Source organism: Rothia terrae, assembly GCF_012396615.1.
Taxonomy (GTDB): Bacteria; Actinomycetota; Actinomycetes; order Actinomycetales; family Micrococcaceae; genus Rothia; species Rothia terrae.
Genome location: NZ_JAAXPV010000004.1, coordinates 63,387 through 82,515 on the forward strand (window position 1 = coordinate 63,387; position 19,129 = coordinate 82,515).

Annotated in this window: 17 protein-coding genes and 2 tRNA genes; 13 read left to right on the forward strand and 6 right to left on the reverse strand. The window is 52.6% G+C overall.

The genetic code is table 11. From position 1 onward, the window contains the following. Positions 1-38 precede the first annotated feature (38 nt). A complete protein-coding gene (locus HF984_RS03395; protein ID WP_168614278.1) occupies positions 39-641 on the reverse strand; it encodes a GNAT family N-acetyltransferase in 603 nt (200 codons plus the stop codon). 133 nt (positions 642-774) lie between these two features. Between HF984_RS03395 and HF984_RS03400 the strand changes: the two genes are divergently transcribed. The 13 genes from HF984_RS03400 to HF984_RS03460 all read left to right on the forward strand — a co-directional run bounded on the left by HF984_RS03400 (position 775) and on the right by HF984_RS03460 (position 12,972). Then, positions 775-1,740 (forward strand): GNAT family N-acetyltransferase, encoded by a 966-nt coding sequence (locus HF984_RS03400; RefSeq protein WP_168614279.1) that lies wholly within the window; start codon positions 775-777, stop codon positions 1,738-1,740. 65 nt (positions 1,741-1,805) lie between these two features. Further along, positions 1,806-2,132, forward strand: coding sequence for an MGMT family protein (locus HF984_RS03405; RefSeq protein ID WP_168614280.1), 327 nt, complete (start codon positions 1,806-1,808; stop codon positions 2,130-2,132). A 170-nt stretch (positions 2,133-2,302) separates the two neighbouring features. After that, positions 2,303-3,139, forward strand: coding sequence for a DUF2382 domain-containing protein (locus HF984_RS03410; RefSeq protein WP_168614281.1), 837 nt, complete (start codon positions 2,303-2,305; stop codon positions 3,137-3,139). Positions 3,140-3,239: 100 nt separating this feature from the next. Beyond that, complete coding sequence (locus HF984_RS03415) at positions 3,240-4,124, forward strand: SDR family oxidoreductase (RefSeq protein ID WP_168614282.1); 885 nt, start codon at positions 3,240-3,242, stop codon at positions 4,122-4,124. A gap of 124 nt (positions 4,125-4,248) precedes the next feature. Further along, complete coding sequence (gene dusB / locus HF984_RS03420) at positions 4,249-5,427, forward strand: tRNA dihydrouridine synthase DusB (protein WP_168614283.1); 1,179 nt, start codon at positions 4,249-4,251, stop codon at positions 5,425-5,427. An 82-nt stretch (positions 5,428-5,509) separates the two neighbouring features. Further along, on the forward strand, positions 5,510-6,052 hold the full coding sequence (locus HF984_RS03425) for a hypothetical protein (protein ID WP_168614284.1): 543 nt from the start codon (positions 5,510-5,512) through the stop codon (positions 6,050-6,052). Between the two features lie 9 nt (positions 6,053-6,061). Then, positions 6,062-7,369, forward strand: a complete 1,308-nt coding sequence (locus HF984_RS03430) for a deoxyguanosinetriphosphate triphosphohydrolase (RefSeq protein WP_168614285.1) — start codon at positions 6,062-6,064, stop codon at positions 7,367-7,369. A 61-nt stretch (positions 7,370-7,430) separates the two neighbouring features. Continuing rightward, entirely contained in the window at positions 7,431-9,335 is a 1,905-nt protein-coding gene (gene dnaG / locus HF984_RS03435) for a DNA primase (protein ID WP_168614286.1), read from the forward strand. Positions 9,336-9,463: 128 nt separating this feature from the next. Beyond that, positions 9,464-9,536: transfer RNA gene (locus HF984_RS03440), tRNA-Asn, on the forward strand. A 342-nt stretch (positions 9,537-9,878) separates the two neighbouring features. Next, the gene (locus tag HF984_RS03445; protein ID WP_168614287.1) at positions 9,879-10,343 is read left to right on the forward strand and encodes an OsmC family protein; all 465 of its coding nucleotides are present in this window, start codon (positions 9,879-9,881) and stop codon (positions 10,341-10,343) included. Positions 10,344-10,468: 125 nt separating this feature from the next. Continuing rightward, positions 10,469-11,419: a phage holin family protein gene (locus HF984_RS03450; RefSeq protein ID WP_168614288.1), complete on the forward strand. Its 951-nt coding sequence runs from the start codon at positions 10,469-10,471 to the stop codon at positions 11,417-11,419. 177 nt (positions 11,420-11,596) lie between these two features. Then, positions 11,597-12,832, forward strand: a complete 1,236-nt coding sequence (locus tag HF984_RS03455) for a glycosyltransferase (protein ID WP_168614289.1) — start codon at positions 11,597-11,599, stop codon at positions 12,830-12,832. A gap of 66 nt (positions 12,833-12,898) precedes the next feature. After that, positions 12,899-12,972, forward strand: a tRNA-Ile gene (locus tag HF984_RS03460). Positions 12,973-13,107: 135 nt separating this feature from the next. On the opposite strand, the gene arcC is transcribed toward HF984_RS03460, so the two are convergent. The 5 genes from arcC to HF984_RS03485 form a co-directional block, all read right to left on the reverse strand. Continuing rightward, positions 13,108-14,016, reverse strand: coding sequence for a carbamate kinase (arcC, locus tag HF984_RS03465; RefSeq protein WP_168614290.1), 909 nt, complete (start codon positions 14,014-14,016; stop codon positions 13,108-13,110). Between the two features lie 45 nt (positions 14,017-14,061). Continuing rightward, the gene (locus HF984_RS03470) at positions 14,062-15,069 is read right to left on the reverse strand and encodes an ornithine carbamoyltransferase (RefSeq protein ID WP_168614291.1); all 1,008 of its coding nucleotides are present in this window, start codon (positions 15,067-15,069) and stop codon (positions 14,062-14,064) included. A 41-nt stretch (positions 15,070-15,110) separates the two neighbouring features. Further along, on the reverse strand, positions 15,111-16,361 hold the full coding sequence (arcA, locus tag HF984_RS03475; RefSeq protein ID WP_168614292.1) for an arginine deiminase: 1,251 nt from the start codon (positions 16,359-16,361) through the stop codon (positions 15,111-15,113). 195 nt (positions 16,362-16,556) lie between these two features. Further along, positions 16,557-17,903, reverse strand: a complete 1,347-nt coding sequence (locus tag HF984_RS03480; RefSeq protein WP_210729554.1) for a basic amino acid/polyamine antiporter — start codon at positions 17,901-17,903, stop codon at positions 16,557-16,559. A gap of 377 nt (positions 17,904-18,280) precedes the next feature. Then, entirely contained in the window at positions 18,281-18,835 is a 555-nt protein-coding gene (locus HF984_RS03485; protein ID WP_168614293.1) for a M23 family metallopeptidase, read from the reverse strand. Positions 18,836-19,129 lie beyond the last annotated feature (294 nt).

The following is a 19,129-nucleotide window of genomic DNA, read 5'->3' on the forward strand; positions in this document are numbered from 1 at the left end:
CAAGCGTCCTTTTTTGTAAACCGGGTGAGCTTATTTCGTTACGCGGCGGCTAATGTCAGTTGGTGGGGCACATGGCGGTTGTCGCGCGTGACAGCCTTGGTAATCGCGTCGTATGAGGTGCCATCGAAGGTAAAAGAATTTTTGATGCGGCCAGTTTCTACAAAGCCAACTGAGGTGTACACGTGGCGTGCTCGCTCGTTTAATTCAAAGACTTCTAGCTCGATGCGGTCAATATCTAGGTAATCGAATGCGTAATCAACAATAAGTTTTGTTGCTTCGGTGCCGTGACCTGAGCCTTGGCCTCGTTTTCCAATGGCGATGCGAAAATTCAGGGAGCGTTTGTCGGCATCATAATCGTTGAGCACGACTTCACCGATATACCTCTGCAGAGCAAAAGAATAGATAGCGAGGTCGATGCGGTCTGTCTGCTCGTGTCGCGTTGCATACCAGGCTCTGGTTTTCTCTTCGGACAAGGGGTTGCCGCGTTGAGCTTGATCTGTAGAATCCACGGTTCCGGTGCGTTTGAGCACGTCTGGTTCTGTCAGGATTTCAAGCATGGCGTTGATTGCTTCTTCATCAAAAGGGCGTAGTTCAACTAATTTTCCGGTGAGTGTGGGCTTGTGCAACAGAGTACGTGTCATGGGTTCATCGTAGATTATTGATATGTCGATGAGCCTACAAATACTTTGCGGGTAGATGAACAAGTGGCTTCAACAAAACCTGGGCTCGTACACTTAACACCAAGCATAAATTTCACCCGAAGTAAGGGGTTCTATGAACGACTACACCTTCAGACCGTGGCAAGACGGCGATGACCTTGCTCTGCTACAAATTTGGCATGACGCCGATAATACGCAGTCGCAGGCTTTCCGCTCAGCATTTACAGTTGACTCAGATTCAGCGCCGTGGTCGCGCACCATTGTTGCAGAACACCAGGGTATTCCAGTGGCTGCGGGTACTGTTTATGAAACCTCTTTGCATAACCGCCACCTGTGGAGCTACGTTGAGGTAGCTCCTGAGCATCGACGCAACGGCGTAGGGTCTGAGCTACTCAAACAGCTTCAGGAACTTGCTCAATCCTCACCTTCTGGCGTCAGTACTTTGCGCACCAAAGTTGAAAAGGGCTCTGCCGGTTATGATTTTGCAACAGAGCACGGGCTTTCCCCGATTCAGCGTTCACGTATGGTGCGCGTGCATCCCGGTACCGTTCCGCTGGTGCCTTTGCGTGAAGATGAAGACGGGCGCCCCACCCAAGAAATTGAAGATATCGCTACCGGCTCTGTTGAGCTCACCCGCGTCCTGTGGGATTTTTATCAGAAGGCTCACGAATGGGATCCACCCGCGGAGATTGATCTGCCACGCGTCAATAGGCTTTTCCTTTCTGATGAGGCCGAAGCCTACGGTGCTGTTGTTTTGCGTGACGACGTGCTGACCGCCAAGAAGGAAGGCAAAAAGGCACCTATTAAAGCTTTCGCCGTGAGCTATCGACCGCTAGAAGCCGATATGCCCGGTTTTGAAATGCCCGAGGACGCAGCAACCGAGGTTCTTATCGGTTACGACTTTGAGTACCCTGGCGCTCGTGAAGCTATTATGCAGCTACTGTCTTTGCTGGCACATCAGTACCCCGTCATCCTTGAAGTCGATGATTCTATGGAAGACCTGACCGTTATGATTGATCACTTGATTAAATCCGGCGTAGCCGAAGTTGAAGAAGAGACCATCGTCTTGGCTCAGGCGTAAAGATCTGACATAGCGGTACAACGATCACGTTGTACCGCTTTGTTGTGTGAAGAGGTGCAGTAGAAATGGATGAAGAGCGAGTCGAGCAAGTCTTACAGGTTGTAGAACAGATTCCACCTGGACGTGTTGCAACCTATGGGGATATCGCAGCTGTTGTCGGTGAGAGCCCTCGCTGGGTTGGACGCGTGATGGCCGAGTATGGTTCAAACGTGGCGTGGTGGCGCGTGGTGAATGTAAAGGGACAGATTCCAGGTCACGATATCAGCGCAAAAGAGCGGTGGGAAGCCGAGAAAATGCTTGATGAAGAAGGCAAATTAGAGATGCGGCGCGTCCGACTCGCCTTGAGTAACCTCAACAAACCCTGTGAAATATTGGGTAACAAAACGCTCTGACTAGGTAAAACTTTTTTGTTCATCATTTATTAAACTTTTTTTCATAAGTAACGTGATGAACAGTAGGCTGATTCCGTCTAAGATGTAGATATAAGAAAAACTCTTATACGTGGAGATTCCACAACATACTCTTCACTTGTATGTGGAAGAGATAGAAAGGGAGCTAATAAATGGCTAACAACTCAATCGAAACCCTGCGTAACAGCGTTGTTGTAGCAACCGACGGCGAAAAGATTGGTAAGGTTGGCGAGGTTTACCTCGACGCTGACTCAAGCCAGCCCACCTTCGTTACTGTTGCAACCGGTCTCTTCGGTTCAAACGAAACCTTCGTTCCTTTGAATGATGCACAGTACAACGGCGACGAAATCGTTGTTCCCTTCTCAAAGGACTTCGTAAAGGACGCTCCGAACATCGCTGAAGATGGTGAGCTGTCACCTGCTGAAGAGCAGCGCCTGTACGAGTACTACTCACTCAACAACGGCACCTACGCAAACGACACCACCCGCACCGAGACCACCGCAACCGGTGTTGCAGGTACCGGCGTAGCTGGCGACCGTGACGCGCGCGTTGACGCAGACCGTCGCGACGTACACGCTCACACCGATGCAAACAACGGCGACGTTGTTGCACACGAAGAGCGTCTGAACGTTTCAACCAACACCTCAGCACGCGAGACCGGCAAGGTTCGCCTGCGCAAGGTTGTTCACAGCGAGACCGAGACCGTTGAGGTTCCCGTACGCCGTGAAGAAATCGTTGTTGAGCGCACCAACGTAAACGACGGCAAGGTTGTAGACGGCTACGACTTCGATTCAGCAGAAGCATCAGCTGACGTAACCGTAACCGCTCACGAAGAGCGCCCCGTTGTTTCAACTGAGACCGTTGCAACCGAGCGCGTTTCAGTAGGCAAGGAAGTACACACCGACACCGAGCGTGTTTCAGGTGAAGTACGCAAGGAAGAAATCGTTGTTGAGGGTGAAGAGAACACTCGCAACGGCAAGAAGTTCTAATTTCTGATTTGAACTGCTACGCCTAGCGTAAATTACTAAGGAGTCCCGCATTCAAACTATTGGATGCGGGGCTCTTTTTACCCTCAGAATAGGAAGCATAATGACTAATTTAGTTGACCCGCGTTCAAAGTACCCCGTCATCAGCCCTCCTGAGCAGACCCAGCCTGAGCCCGGTTTGGATCAGGAAATGGAGCCCAAAGCAGATTTGGGTCTGGATTCATACAAAGGCAATGGTCGTCTGAAAGGACGCCGCGCACTGATTACCGGTGGTGACTCCGGCCTTGGTGCTGCAGTAGCAATTGCGTATGCTCGTGAAGGCGCGGACGTGGCAATCTCGTACCTGCCCGAAGAAGAGCCCGATGCATCCTTGATTATGGCTGCTATTGAAGAAGCTGGCGTTAAGGCATTGGCTCTTCCCGGTGATCTTCGTGAACTTGAGCAGTGCGAGGCTATTGTCGAAAAGACTGTTGAAGCTTTTGGCGGTCTCGATATTCTCGTCAACAACGCAAGCCGTCAGCTGTGGAACGATAACATCGATAACATCAGCGATGAAGATTTCGACCACACCATGAAGGCGAATATCTACTCATCGTTCCGCGTGACCAAGGCAGCTGTAAAGCACATGGAACCCGGTTCATCTATCATCTTCACCTCGTCAATTCAGGCGTACGAGCCCTCAGAGACTCTGCTGGATTACGCGATGACTAAGGCTGCGATGAACAACTTGAGCAAGGGTCTGGCACAGGGCCTTGCACCCCGCGGTATTCGCGTGAACTCGGTTGCTCCCGGCCCCTTCTGGACTCCTTTGCAGCCCAGCTTCGGTCAGCCGCAGGAGAAGTTGCAGTCGTTTGGCCAGGATACCCCGCTGGGTCGTGCTGGTCAGCCCGCTGAAATCGCTGGTGCATACGTGTTCCTCGCATCCGACGAGGCATCGTACGTTGCCGGCGAAACCCTCGGCCTCACCGGCGGTCGTCCGACCCCGTAGTAAGAGCTGATAAATAGCTAATATAGTGCCCTTGCCGTTGGCTGATACAAGCTAACGGCAAGGGCATTTTTGGTGTGAGCAAGCGCAATTCCCGCGCAGGGAGTGAGTATGCGAAAATTGCTAGGTGACTGATACTTCAACAACTCGTTCTAAGCAGCTTAAACTTCCGCCGCTTCAGCTCGGTAAGCACACCGTAGATGTGCCCGTGGTGCTGGCGCCCATGGCTGGCGTGACCAACAAGGCTTTTCGCCGCCTGTGCCGTGAATACGGTGGGGGACTGTACGTCACCGAAATGGTGACCGCCCGTTCTCTCGTTGAGCGACGTGAAGAAGCTCTGCGCATCATTGAACACGATAATGATGAGGCTATTCGCTCTATTCAGATTTACGGCGTTGACGCTGTGAACGTGGGCAAAGCGGTGCGCATGGTCGTTGAAGAGGACCGCGCTGATCACATTGACCTGAATTTTGGTTGCCCCGCGCCCAAGGTCACCCGTCTAGGTGGTGGCTCCGCGCTCCCGTGGAAGACCGACCTTTTCCAGGCAATTATCAAAACCGCTGTTGAAGAGGCATCACGCAACGATGTTCCGCTGACTATCAAGATGCGCAAGGGCATCGACGATGATCACCTGACTTTTATGGAATCAGCCAAAATGGCGCGTGACCTGGGCGTTTCTGCGATTGCTTTGCACGGTCGCACCATGGCTCAGCACTACTCGGGCAAAGCAGACTGGAACGCTATTGCCGACTTGCGTGAGGCTATTCCGGACGTTCCGGTGCTGGGTAACGGTGATATTTTCTCTGCTGAAGATGCTATTGCAATGGTTGAGCAGACCGGTATTGACGGCATCGTGGTAGGACGCGGTTGCCAGGGACGCCCGTGGCTCTTTGGCGATTTGCAGAACGCTTTTGACGGTTCTGAAGAGCGATTCCGCCCCGGTGTTTCTGAGGTAGCCGAGATGATCTATCGCCACGCCGAGTTGCTCGTAGAAACCTTTGGCGACGAAACCAAGGGGCTGCGAGAGATTCGTAAGCATGTGGCGTGGTACTTCCACGGCTACCCGGTGGGCGGCTCACTGCGCGCCAAGATGGCAACCGTCCCTGATCTGGCAGCCTTCCGCGAGTACCTCGCTGAGCTGGACCACTCCATTGAGTACCCTGGCGCAGCTGTAGAGGGGCCTCGCGGACGCGCTGGCTCACCCAAGAAGCCGCACCTTCCGCACGGCTGGCTGGACTCCCGCATCCTGGGTGACGCTGAGCGACTGGGCCTGGTAGATGCCGAATTGGATATCTCGGGCGGCTAAAAACTTCATGAGAGGTGAGATAACGGACATTTCTAGGGTTTAGAGCGTTCGGTATCTCACCTCTCGCGTTATCTTTAGATGTATGAGACAAAGCCAGACTGTACGTGTAGAAACCCCGCAGGACCTAGCGGGGCTAGAGCACCTTTACGCTCAGCGACCGGAAGGGGCTAAAGCATGGGAATTCGTGCAGTCCCTGCGAGAGAACGCGACGGTGTGGACGCCGGAGCTCTCCATTCTTGTTGAAAATGCTCAAGGCTCTATCCTGGCGCATACAGTGGCTGTTCGATGCTGGATTGACTCTTTTCCAGCTCTTGTCATCGTTTCGGTAGCTGGCTCGCACGAGAAGGCTCTACCCGCTGTTCAACACCTCATCGAAAAAGCTCGGAACAAAGCTCGGCAGACGGCGTCCCCGCTGTGCTTGTTGGCACACGCATCCACTGATTATGCACCGGAATTCTATGAGCAGGTAGGGTTCGAACAGGCTCGTTTCGAAGGCATCAAAACAACACTGGACACTCAGCGTAACCACTTCTTAGCTCTCAACCTCAATCCCGATTTTGAATTGGCACCCGGTACCGCAATCTTTTCGCCAGAATTTGGCGCCGAAGACGACGATGATTTTTAAGGCACCTCTATGTATTCTCACGATTTTTCACCCGAAACAAGCGCTGGGGGTTCTTACTCTGAAAAGGACGCCCAGCGGTGGGTTCCTGAGCATCATCGCAACATCTACCGCTCAGCTTTTGAACGCGACCGTGCACGCATCCTGCATTCATCTGCGCTACGTCGGCTCGGGGCTAAGACTCAGGTGCTGGACCCTGAGACCGATGATTTTGTGCGTACGCGATTGACACACTCTCTAGAGGTCGCTCAGATTGGTCGAGAAGTAGGGCGTATGCTGGGGTGCGATCCCGACGTTGTGGATGCAGCCTGCCTTTCTCATGACCTGGGGCATCCGCCCTTCGGACACAACGGTGAGACCGCCTTGAATGAGTTAGCGCAGGACGCTGGCGGTTTTGAAGGTAACGCCCAGACGCTTCGCCTGCTGACTCGTCTTGAACCCAAAGTCATGCGTCATGACGGAGGCAGTGCCGGGCTCAACCTGACCCGTGCCGCCTTGGACGCGTCCTGCAAATACCCGTGGGTGCAGGCGGATGCGCCGGCGCGAGCTGACGGTAAACCCAACCGCAAATTTGGCGTGTACACCGATGATATGCCTGTTTTTGAGTGGTTTAGACGTGGTGCGCGCGATGCCGATGTGCCTCCAACGCAAAAGTGCATGGAAGCGCAGGTCATGGATCTTGCCGATGATATTTCTTACTCGGTGCATGATGTCGAGGACGCTGTCTTTGGCGGTCATGTGCAGTTGCACTATCTTAACGACACGGACGCCCGCGAAAAAGTTTTTGAGAAAACCCGCCAGTGGTACCTTCCCAATGCTACGGACGATCAGCTCAACGCGGCTTTGATGCGGTTGGAGAACCTTGATCGCTGGGGCACTCACATGAGTGGCTCTCGCGCGTCAATGGCAGGATTTAAGGCGCTTACTTCTGAGGTCATTGGTAGATTCGCTGCGGCAGCAGTGCGGGCTACTCGCGATAAGTATGGGGATGACCCGCTGGTACGTTACTCGGCTCAGCTGGTAGTGCCCGAGGATACCGAGCACGAGATCGCCGTGATGAAAGGCATTGCCACCACCTATGTGATGACTACTCGCGATGCTCTTCCGCACTATGAAAATCAGCGAGAAATTCTTTCGGTGCTGGTCGAATCTCTCTACGAAAACCCCAGCCTGCTCGACCGCACTTTTAAAGCTGACCTGGTAGAAATTGGCCCGAATGATGATGCTGCTAAGCTCCGTCTGGTGATTGACCAGGTGGCATCTTTGACCGACCGCTCGGCAACCGATCTGTTCAAACGCATCACCGCCGGACTGCTCTAGCATTTTGCGCTGATTGCGCACGCATCGCATTCGTAGCGGATAGTCCACTACACTTGAACCCGTGGCTGGTTTGATTCGACGGGAAGACATTGACGAGGTGCGTTCGCGCACCGATATCCGCGAAATTGTTGAGGGGTATGTGACCCTCAAAAGCGCTGGTATAGGCTCTTTCAAAGGTTTATGCCCCTTTCACGATGAACGAACGCCGTCTTTCCATGTGCGTCCGCAGATGGGAACTTACCACTGCTTTGGTTGCGGTGAATCAGGCGATGTCATTTCGTTCGTCATGGAGATGGACCACACCTCGTTCACCGAGACTGTCGAAAAGCTAGCTGCTCGCATCAACTATGAACTGCACTATGAGCAGGGGAGCGGGCCCGACCGCGAGCAGGTGGGTAAACGTCAGCGTTTGCTCGATGCCCATAAAGTCGCCGCCGAATTTTTTCAGCGCAACCTCTACACCCCGGCTGCAGTGGAAGCCCAAAAGTTCATGGGTGGACGCGGCTTTGACCCCGCAACCTGCCAAAAATTTGGTGTCGGTTATGCACCCAAGGGCTGGGATAACCTGCTGAAATTCATGCATTCACGCGGGTTCACCGACGACGAATTGCGCGGCACCGGTATGTTCTCCGAAGGAAACCGCGGCCTGTACGATCGTTTTCGCGGACGCGTCATGTGGCCCATTCGCGGACTCGGCGGCGAAACAATTGGTTTCGGCGCGCGCCGTTTGTACGACGACGATCAAGGCCCCAAATACCTCAACACCCCTGAAACCGCGCTCTACAAAAAATCGCAAGTGCTCTACGGCATCGACCTCGCCAAGCGCAATATCGCAAAGCAAAAACAGATTGTGCTGGTCGAAGGCTACACCGACGTTATGGCTGCCCACCTTGCCGGTATTGAAACCGCAGTGGCAACCAGCGGTACAGCATTCGGTGAAGGGCACATCAAAGTCATCCGCCGACTCATGGGCGATGACGGTTCTGGCGGCGAAGTGATTTTCACCTTCGACGGTGACGCCGCCGGACAAAAAGCAGCGCTTTCAGCCTTTGAAGAAGACCAACGTTTCGTGGCGCAAACCTACGTTGCTGTGGCAGATGAAGGCATGGATCCTTGCGACCTCCGCCTTGCCAAAGGCGACGCCGCTGTGCGCTCGCTGATTAACTCGCGTCGTCCGCTGTTTGAATTCGCTATTGACTCCACTTTGCGCAGCTACGATATGACCACTCTTGAAGGACGCGTGCGCGGCATGCGCGCTATCGCCCCTATTATTGCGGGAATTAAAGACTCCTCGCTGCGTCCGGCGTATATTCGTCGCGTTTCAGGACAGCTCGGTTTGGATATGGACGAGGTTCAGCGCGCCGTCACATGGGCTGTGCAGAATCCGCAGGTGTCTGCGCGTGAACGCGCTCGTATTGCTGAAGAAGAGCGTGTGAAGGCCGCTGAAGAGCAACAGATGCTTTCGTCTTCGCCCGATGCTTTTGAACAACCTGACCTCAGCGATCCTGTGGCGCGGATGGAACGCGAAGCGTTAGAAGTTATCGTTCAGGTACCCCAGCTCCTTGCCCTTGAGCAATGGCAACAGCTGACGCAGGTTCAGTTCCGTTACCGTATGCACGAAGGTGTTGCGCAGGGTGTTATTGGTGCTGCTTCAACTATTGCACCTGAACCCGGAGCTATATGGGTGAATACCGTACGTTCTTTCGCCCCCGAACAGTCGCACGCTCTGCTTGCCGAGCTGACAGTTTCGCCTATACCGGCGTCCTCACAGGAACAACTCGCTAGATACGTTCACGATATTTTGAACAGACTGTTTGAGCAGCAGATCAACCGCCAGAAATCTGATTTGCTGATGCAACTTCAGCTTCTCAACGCGGACGCGTCGCCCGAAGAATTCCAGCGAATTCAGCGGGAGCTCATGCAACTGGAGCTGCAACGACGCCGCATCATGGAAGGTCAAGACTAGGGTATATCCGAGCGCGCCAACTTGAATACGGTAAGAGTGATACAGCTAACTCTATTTCGATTTGCGAGGGCTCAAATACCTGTGTATAGTTATTATTCGTTGCAGCGATGAAAATCGTTCAGGAACATTCCCCCGTAGCTCAATTGGCAGAGCATTCGACTGTTAATCGAAGGGTTACTGGTTCGAGTCCAGTCGGGGGAGCGATTCAAAATCCCACTTGCGAAAGCGAGTGGGATTTTTTGTTTAACCTTGCGGACGCGGATGCGAGGTGGGGGTGTGTGGGGCACACTTTTTGTCCTATAACCCCGAGGTAGCCGCATGGTGGGCGAGGTGAAGTGAGGTCACACCATCCGCCCTCTAGGTCGCCGAGATCCTGATTAATCAGGATCTCGAAGTTTTGGGGAGGGTGGATGCTTGTTCGTGCGCAACGTGCCGTTGCCCTTTTGGACTGGGTAGACCTTCACCGGGAAGAAATTGGATTGGCCGTCTAAAACTGGCCGCTACACTCGCGTAAATTTCATTGAATCTGAAAGAATAAGAGGCATGAGTGATAACTATTCTTCAGACGACTATGAAGTGGTTGCGGACGCAAAGTTGCCGCAGGGTATGGTGAGTGTGCGCGCGACCGGTGACGGCGATTTTGGGACGCTGGTGCAGACTAAAACTCACGCATGGCTCATGGATGAGCCTGAAAGCGTTGAGGGTGGCCTCGGGAAAGGCCCCAACCCGTTAGAGCTGATGCAGGCGTCCTTAGCATCGTGCACTCTCATGACCATGGGGATGTATGCGCGTCGTAAAGGGGTTGAGCTGGGTGATACTCGTGCTTCGGTCACCTATAAAAAGCTTCCCGCATTACCCCGAGAAACCAAGAGCCACTTTACGGTAGTGCTTGAGTTTGATCCTCAGATTTCGCCGGAGTACCAGGTAAAGCTTTCTGAAATTGCGCGAAAGTGCCCGGTGCACAAACTTCTAACAGGCATGGTAGAAGTCGTCGTAGAAGAAGCATAATATTTTCACCGTAAAGTGATTTTTCACCCACAAAAGGCTGAGAAACCAGTCAATAAAAGCTAAAAATGTTACCTTAGTTAAAGGTATAATCAAAAGTACACTTACCGTAACTTGGAGAGGCGGACATGTCCACTCAGGAACACCTCGATGGTTCAGTGCGTGCAGATCACGTAACTGACTCCACTGCAGGTACCCACGACGTCTACGAGACTCGTACCCTTCGCGGTGCTGGTCAGCGTACTACCGGCGTCCGTGCAGGTATCAACAACATTAAAGCTGGTGTCACCGGCATGGCCGACGCGGGTAAGGTCATTACTCGTTTGGCACCCAAGCAGATTAAAGACGAAGTCCAGATCGCTAAGCACGAGATGAAGGACAAGGGCATTGCAGTAGGCAAGGGTGCAGCTGTTGCTGCCGGCGGTGCCGTATTTGCTCTGCTCATGTCAATTGCTTTGGTTATCTTGATCTTCGTTGGTCTAGCTAAGCTCATGCCTGCATGGTTGGCAGCGCTCGTTCTCGTTCTCGTCTTCTTGGTACTGGCTGCGATCCTCGGATTGGTTGGCTTCAAGATGATTAAGAAGCAGCTTCCCTTCAAGCCCGAATCAGCAATCTTCGGACTGCTGTACGACTTGGGCGTTCTGAAGGAAGGTTCAGCTATGGACTCACAGCGCGTTAAGCGTGAGATGCGCCAGAAGGAAGCTGAAAAGGACGCGAAGAAGAAGCAAAAGAAGCAGGCTGAAAAGAACCAGAACAACAACGATGGTTCATCAGAGGCTCCTGCAGCTAACGAGGCTCAGCTCAAGCAGCGCACCAAGCAGCGTCGTGAGCACCTCAAGGCTCTGCGCGATGATTTGAATGTTTACTCAAACAACATTCAGAACAATGCAACCACTGTTGTTCGCGATTCAAAGCACAACGTCGGTCGCGTACCTTCACGTATTGCTGGTGCTGGTTCACAGCTCGGTTCTAACGCTTCAACTAAGCAGAATCTGCAGGCTCGTTGGCAGCCTCTGGCAGCGCTTGCTGCATCAGTGACTGCATTCTTCGTTTTCCTCGGAAAGATTATCCGTAAGTAAACGAATACGGTCTAACCTTTAAAATCGGTGTCGCACGGTTTCAGTGCGGCACCGATTTTTGTATCGTCCTTGAGGACTAATCAGGCTGTGGTGAGCTTGCGCATGTGGTCTGAGAAATAAAACTCTAGTACCTTTGAAAGTGCACAACACCCGCGAGCAAAGGCAGTTGAATTTTCTATGGCACAAACGCCGCTGACCATCATGATCGGTGCCGATACCTATCCTCCTGACGTCAACGGCGCAGCACAGTTTGGTGTGCGCTTAGCAACTGCTATGCACGGACGCGGTCACAATGTGCATGTTGTGGTACCCAACGATGTTGCTGGAGAGTCTGAAACTCGCGACGTTAATGGAATCACCGAGCATCGCCTGCACTCTCATAAGGTCATTACTCACGAGTATTTGCGCCTGTGTGCGCCGTGGGAGATTTATCGCGAGATTGGCGATATTTTGGACGCTGTTCAGCCCGATGTGGTGCATATTCAGTGCCACTGGCTGATTGGACGCGTTTTGGCGCATCAAGCGTCGCGTCGCGGTATTCGTGTTATTGCGACCAATCACGTGATGCCTGAAAATATTGCTCCTTTCTTGCCACTACCACAGTTTTTGCAGGGGCCATTTGCCAAAATTTCGTGGTGGGATATGGCTGCTGTGCTCCGTCAAGCCCAGGTCGTTACCACCCCCACGCCTATCGCGGTGGAGGCAATGAGCGCATCAGGCGCGTTCAAGCGTCCGGCTCTGGCAGTTTCTAACGGCATTGAAATCGGGGATTACGAGCTCGCTCCGGGGGAGTCCGTCGATAAAAATCCCGGCGAACTTCGCATCTTCTTTGCCGGACGCTTAGCGGTAGAAAAGCATATTGATGTGCTGATTCGTGCGCTTAGCCTGTTGCCGGATTCGCTATCTAACGTGGTCTTGGAAATAGCTGGCGACGGCGAACAACGAGAAAAGTTGCATAAGCTCGTTGCAGAGCTGGGCGTAGAAAATCGGGTGCGTTTTCTCGGTTATGTATCCGATGAAGAATTGCGCGCTGGCTACCTTCGCGCTGATGTCTTCTGCCAACCGGGAACCGCAGAGTTGCAGTCTTTGGTGACGCTAGAAGCTATGAGTGCTTCTTTGCCCGTGGTTCTGGCGGATGCCCTTGCTCTTCCGCATCTCGCCGATGAAGGCGTCAACGGTTATCTTTTTGCTCCCGGCAATGCGCAGGACCTAGCAGAGAAACTCGAGCTGGTTCTCTCGCTACCCGAAAAAGAGCGTCAAGCGATGGGTAACGCGAGCAAGGTAATGGTAGATATGCACCGTGCAGAGACCACCTGGGAAATCTTCGAATCCCTCTACACCTCAAATCTCTACTACAACCAGCGCAGACGCGAACTAGCGTCATCAAGCGCCTCATACACCCAAAAATTTTAGAGAAAACACAATTTCAGGTACTCTTATGTGAGTGGCGTAAAAGCATCGCTTAAACGCTCAAAGCAGGGGGCCTTAGCTCAGCTGGTTAGAGCAGGGGACTCATAATCCCTTGGTCGCGGGTTCAAGTCCCGCAGGCCCTACAGAAATAAATACAGCGAAGAAATCGCTCCGGTCGCAATAGCCAGACCGGAGCGATTTCTTTTACACCAAAGTTTATACACGCATCGCCCGGCTGAGATTGTCAACCGGGCGATGCTTTTTAGGAGAGTTCCTGATTAGTCAGGAACAACGGTGGTGCCAGCTTTACCTAGCACTAGATCCTCAATGTCTGCAAGAGCACCGATGACTGCTCGCTTGCCGGTGTGCTGGGCGAAGTTGCGAGCTGCCTCTACCTTCGGACCCATCGAACCTGCAGCGAGGTTGAGTTCGTCAATCTCAGATACCTTGAGGGTTGAGAGCAACTCCTGATCCGGAGTGCCCCAGCCCTTGTACACGCCTTCAACGTCGGTTGCGATAACCAGTAGATCAGCGTCCAAGTTCTCAGCCAAGAGCGCAGAGCAGAGATCCTTATCGATGACAGCTTCTACACCGTGCAACTTTTGGTTTTCATCGAGGTAGGTGGGGATGCCGCCACCGCCGGCGCAAATCACCATGGTGTTCTTATCGACGAGGTGGTTGATAGCCTCTTGCTCAATGATGCGTTTAGGCAGGGGAGAAGCTACCACACGTCGGTAGTAGGGGCCGTCAGGCTTGACAACCCAGCCCTTCTGTTCAGCGAGCTGCTCAGCCATCTCTTGGCCGTAGACCGGACCAATGAACTTGGTCGGATTATCGAACGCGGGATCTTTCGGGTCAACCTCGGTCATCGTCAAGATGGTAACAATGCGCTGTTCAGGCGGCAGAACATTGCCGAGCTCCTGTTCCAGCATGTAACCGATCATCGCTTCTGACTCTGCGCCTAGAACGTCCAACGGGTAAGCTTCAACCTCGGTGTAGGCAGCTGACTGAAGCGCCAATAAACCTACCTGCGGGCCGTTGCCGTGTGCAACAACTACCTGATTGTTCTCGGTGATGCGTGAAATACGCTCCGCCGCGATGTTGATGTTAGCTCGCTGGTTAGTCGCTGTGAGCGGCTCACTTCTCTTGAGAAGAGCGTTGCCGCCGAGAGCTACGAGAATCTTCATGGTGTGCTCCTTTGCACTCAAAACGAAGAATAAATGAAAGAAAGATTAGCCGAGCGATGCGACCATGACAGCCTTGATGGTGTGCATACGGTTCTCAGCCTGATCAAAGGCGATGTTGTAGGCAGACTCAAAGACGTCCTCGGTGACCTCGATGCCGTTAGCGAACTCGGGGTACTGCTCAGCGATCTGCTTGCCAACCTTAGTTTCTGAGTTGTGGAAAGCAGGCAGGCAGTGCATGAACTTTACGCGCGGGTTGTTGGCAGCCTTGATGAGATCCTGATTGACCTGGAAAGGCTTGAGCAAATCAATGCGGTCGCCCCAGCTTTCAATAGGCTCACCCATTGATACCCAAACGTCGGTGTGAATGAAGTCAACGCCGTCTACAGCCTTCTTGGCATCGTCAGTAACAGTGATGCGTGCGCCGCTTTCCTTCGCGTAACCTTCACACTGCTTGACGAAGTCTTCCTCTGGCTGCAGACCCTTGGGTGCACCAATACGAACGTCCATGCCCAGCTTTGCCCCGATAAGAAGCAATGAGCGTCCCATGTTGTTACGAGCATCGCCCACGTACGCGAAGCTAATCTCGTGCAGATCCTTGCCACCGGCGTGCTCCACCATAGTCAGAGTATCTGCCAGCATCTGAGTGGGATGGAACTCATCGGTGAGGCCGTTGAAGACCGGTACGCCGGCGTATTTAGCGAGCTCATTTACAACAGTCTGCTTGAAACCACGGTACTCAATCGCATCGTACATACGGCCGAGCACACGAGCGGTATCCTTCATCGACTCCTTATGACCAATCTGCGATGAAGTGGGATCAATGTACGTGACGTTTGCGCCCTGATCGTACGCTGCGACCTCAAATGCACAACGGGTACGAGTTGAGGTCTTCTCAAAAATCAGCGCAATGTTCTTGCCCTTGAGGTTCTGCTGCTCGGTACCTGCGTACTTAGCGCGCTTCAAATCGCGTGACAGGTCAATGAGGTAACGAAGCTCCTTCTCAGTGTGATTGGTCAGGCTGAGCAGGTGACGGTTGTGCAGGTTGAATGACATGAGAATAATTTCCTTTGCTATTGCGTTAGACGAAAAAGGGTTTAGTAATCGATAGCGTCGCGGGTAATGGGGCAGGTCATGCAGTGCCCACCGCCGCGTCCTCGACCGAGTTCACCGGAGTTAATTTCAATAACCTCAATGCCTGCTTTACGCAGTAGTGCATTGGTGTGAATGTTGCGGTCATAACCCACAACCACACCCGGCTCAAGAGCAACAACGTTGTTGCCGTCGTCCCACTGCTCACGTTCAGCATCGAACGCGGTGCCACCGGTGGGAATAACGTGTAGTTTCGGCAAGCCCAAAGACTTTGCCACAACATCGATAAAGGGTTCCTTCTCGACGTGAACTGAGAACTTGCGCTCGCGGTCTACAGGACGCAAAGAGATGGTTTGAATGGTCTTCACGACCTCATCGAAAGCGGTCACTACATCGCGGTCACAGAAGGTAAAAACGGTATCCAAATGCATGGATGCGCGGTCCGGAGCCATCGCAGCCACAATAATGTGGTTAGCTGCTTCTGCAGCAAAAAGGTTCTTTGCCAGCTGCGAAATAGCCTGCCACGAAGTGCGCTCACCCATACCGATGAGCACAACGCCGTTACCGATAGGCATGATGTCGCCGCCTTCGAGAGTGGCTAGACCGTTATCGCCGTCGGTTGCATCGTACCAAATCTTGAAGTCGCGGTTGGTGAACTTCGGGTGGAAGGTATAAATCGCGGTCGTCAGCAGGGTTTCCTGACGGCGTACAGGCCAGTGCATGGGGTTCAATGCTACACCACCGTAGATCCAGGCGGTGGTGTCGCGCGTGAACTGGGTGTTAGGCAAAGGCGGAAGCAAGAAGCTCATGGCGTTGTTTACTTCAGCCAGTGCGCGGGTTGCGGTGCGCTGGAAGTCATCGGGAAGATCCGTGTAGACGAGACCACCGATGAGGTAGTCAGCTAGCTCTGCTGAAGGAATTTCAGAGAACCATGATTCGAGTTCTTCAGAGATGCCCAAACCGACATAGTTAGCTGAGAGCTTGCGCTTGAGAACCCATTCGCGTGCTTCTGGAATGTCCAGAGTCTCGCGTAGTAACTGGTGCATCTCAAGGGTCTCAACCCCGCGGGACTGCATTTTTGCAACGAAGTCGTCGTGGTCGCTTTTAGCACGATCTACCCAGAGCACATCGTCGAACAAGAGTTCCTTGCAGTTGCTAGGGGTCAGACGCTGGTGAGCGAGTCCGGGGGAGCACACCATTACTTCGCGTAGCTTGCCAACTTCGGACCAAGCACCAATGGGAGTTGTAGTAGTCATGGGACTCATTCTCCTTTCAAGAGAATCAAGGGAAGAATTCACAGACATCGGGAATTCGTAGGGATAAGTTTTATTTAGAAGAGGCTCATTGAGCCGTTAGCAAAGAGCACAATGGCGTAGATTGCTGCTAAGGCGAGTACTGCAACGATAATCCACTCAAATGGTTTGAAGTATCGGCGTTCGCCCTTTTCTCGTTTAGCCCAAATATAAACCAGAGCACCGGGTAAGTAGAGCAATGCTGTGAGTAGCAGATTCTCCACGCCTGCAGCTATCAGAAGCCAGATACCGTAAATGGTGGCAACTACCGAGATCGCGGTTTCGTTGCTTTGGCTCGTTGTGGTAGCCCTCGCCTCGTACAGTAATCATCAAGGCATAGACCGCAGAGAGCAGGTAGGGAACCAGAATCAGGGCGGCAGCCAAGGTCGCCATTGCCAGATAAACGTTCTCCGAGAAGTAGGATGCAATCAGAATAATCTGGGTGAGGATGTTGGTAACCCACAGAGCATTTGCGGGAGCATCATGCTTGTTGAGCTTGCCGAAGAAAGAGGGCATCGTACCGTCTGAACCGGGAACCTGCATGGTCTCGCCACAGAGCAAAATCCAAGAGAGCAAAGCACCGAGGAGTGAGAGAATAACGCCGATGCTGATGAACCAGGCGCCCCACGGGCCTACCGCGTGTGCCAGGACGTCTGCGGTTGAAACATCGGGTAGGTTAGCAACATCGGAGCGTTGCATGATACCGAGCGACAGCAGGTTAACAGCAATCAGAATCGCGAGAACAAAGACAAAACCGATGATGGTTGCCTTACCGACGTCTGAGCGCTTGTTAGCTCGCTTGGAATAAACGGATGCGCCTTCAATGCCGATGAAGACCCACACCGTCACCATCATCATGTTTTTTGTCTGGGTGAGCACATCGCCTAAGCCGGCGTCCGCGCCCCAAAAGTCAATGGCAAAAAGGTCGTATTTGAAGCCGATTGCACAGATGACGATGAAAACGAGAAGCGGAACGATTTTTGCAACGGTGGTAATTGTGTTGATCATTGCCGCGGTTTGAATTCCGCGAATGATGAGAAAGTGGATAGCCCAGAGCAAGATTGATGCACAAATAATTGCCGGGATAGTGTTGCCACCTTCAAAGATTGGGAAGAACTTACCAATCGTTGAGAAGAGAAGGATCAGGTAGCCGACATCACCGATCAGCGCGGAGAGCCAGTATCCCCATGCTGAGTTGAAGCCGATGTAATCGCCAAATCCCGCGCGAGCATATGCGTAAATGCCGTTATCGAGCTGAGGCTTACGAGCGGAGAGGAACTGATAAACCAGGGTCAGGCAGACCATACCGATGCCGGTGATAATCCAACCAATGATGGTCGGGCCAGCGCTGGCGGCTGCGGCGATGTTCTGGGGGAGTGAGAAGATTCCTCCGCCGATCATCGATCCGATGACAAGTGCTAGAAGGGCGAAGAAGGATAGACCGCCCGGGGCGGCAGAGCCCGTTGAGAGTTCGGAGTCAGTACTCCTGTCCGGTGTTGAACTCATGACAATCCTTAGTAACGAAAGAACGTTGTGTAGAAAGATCGTCCCTGCCAGTTAGGTAAGGGAAATACATTGTCGTCGATGTGATTTCACTGTAAAAGCTACAGATTCAAAGCTCTGCATACTTTCGGTTTTTCGGTTGTTGATAAAAATGAACGATCTTTTCTAGTTAAAGTCACTTCGTTTCTAAGCTCTATAACACTGTGTGATGTAGCTTAATAGTTTCAATGTAAACCATTTCAATTAATGAGAAAAATTAATAATTATCAGCATGTCGCCCTTTAAATTGAATTTAAATACAAATTTATGAATATTTTTTACTCAATTTTTGTGGACTGGAATGGTGGCGAAAATATTTTTAAACCGTGAGCGGTTGCTGTTTAGGCTGAAAAGTCATCGTCAATGGGTAGCAAGATGCTCGGTGCCTGGGTCTCAATAAGAAGCCACGGATTAATGTACTCATCGCCTTTGCGAACTCCCCAGTGGACGCAGAGGGTCAGGCTCGGGCAGTGGTGTTGTGAGGCGTCTATTGCTGCGATGGGTTGACCTTTGGTGACCTTGGTGCCGATAGGGAGCGGGTTTGTTACCGGTTCAAAGCTGGACTTCTTGCCGTCGGGGTGCGTGATCGTAATGACAGTACGGTCAACAACTTTGCCAGAGAATGAAATCGTTCCTGCTTCGGGCGCAACAACCTTGGTGGATGCGGTGGCTGAAAAGTCGACGCCGCGATGCCCCGCATTCCATTTTTTGGGTGGCTTTTTGAAGTGCCGTTCCACGCTGTAGGGGTCGCCTACGGGGGATTGCCAGTGTGGTGAGGTGTCTGCTGATGCCGACGGGTTGGGTAGGAAAGTTGCAAGAAGCAGTATCGCTACCTGTATGGCGGTGGCGGTGCGCTTGGAGCTGGAGGCTGGGGCTTGCTGAAAAATGTGGTTCATAAGAAAACCTCACCACGGGTTTCCCGTTGAATCTATAGAAAAATCTAAAAATGTGGATAACTCCGCCAAAAAAAGAGTTATCCACAGGTTTGATGTGTGTAGCTGCTCACTTAAACCTGTGTTGGTTCTGAAAACCGCAGAATACTGCTGTGAAACCGGTGCTTCTGCGGTATAGTTGACGATTGCAGTTTGCCTAAGCGCGCGTCCTTCTACTGAGGGATGCAACTCGCGAGGGGAAAGAACGTCATTTACACGTCGTTCACCGTGCCTTAGCGTGCGGTCTGACAACGCGTA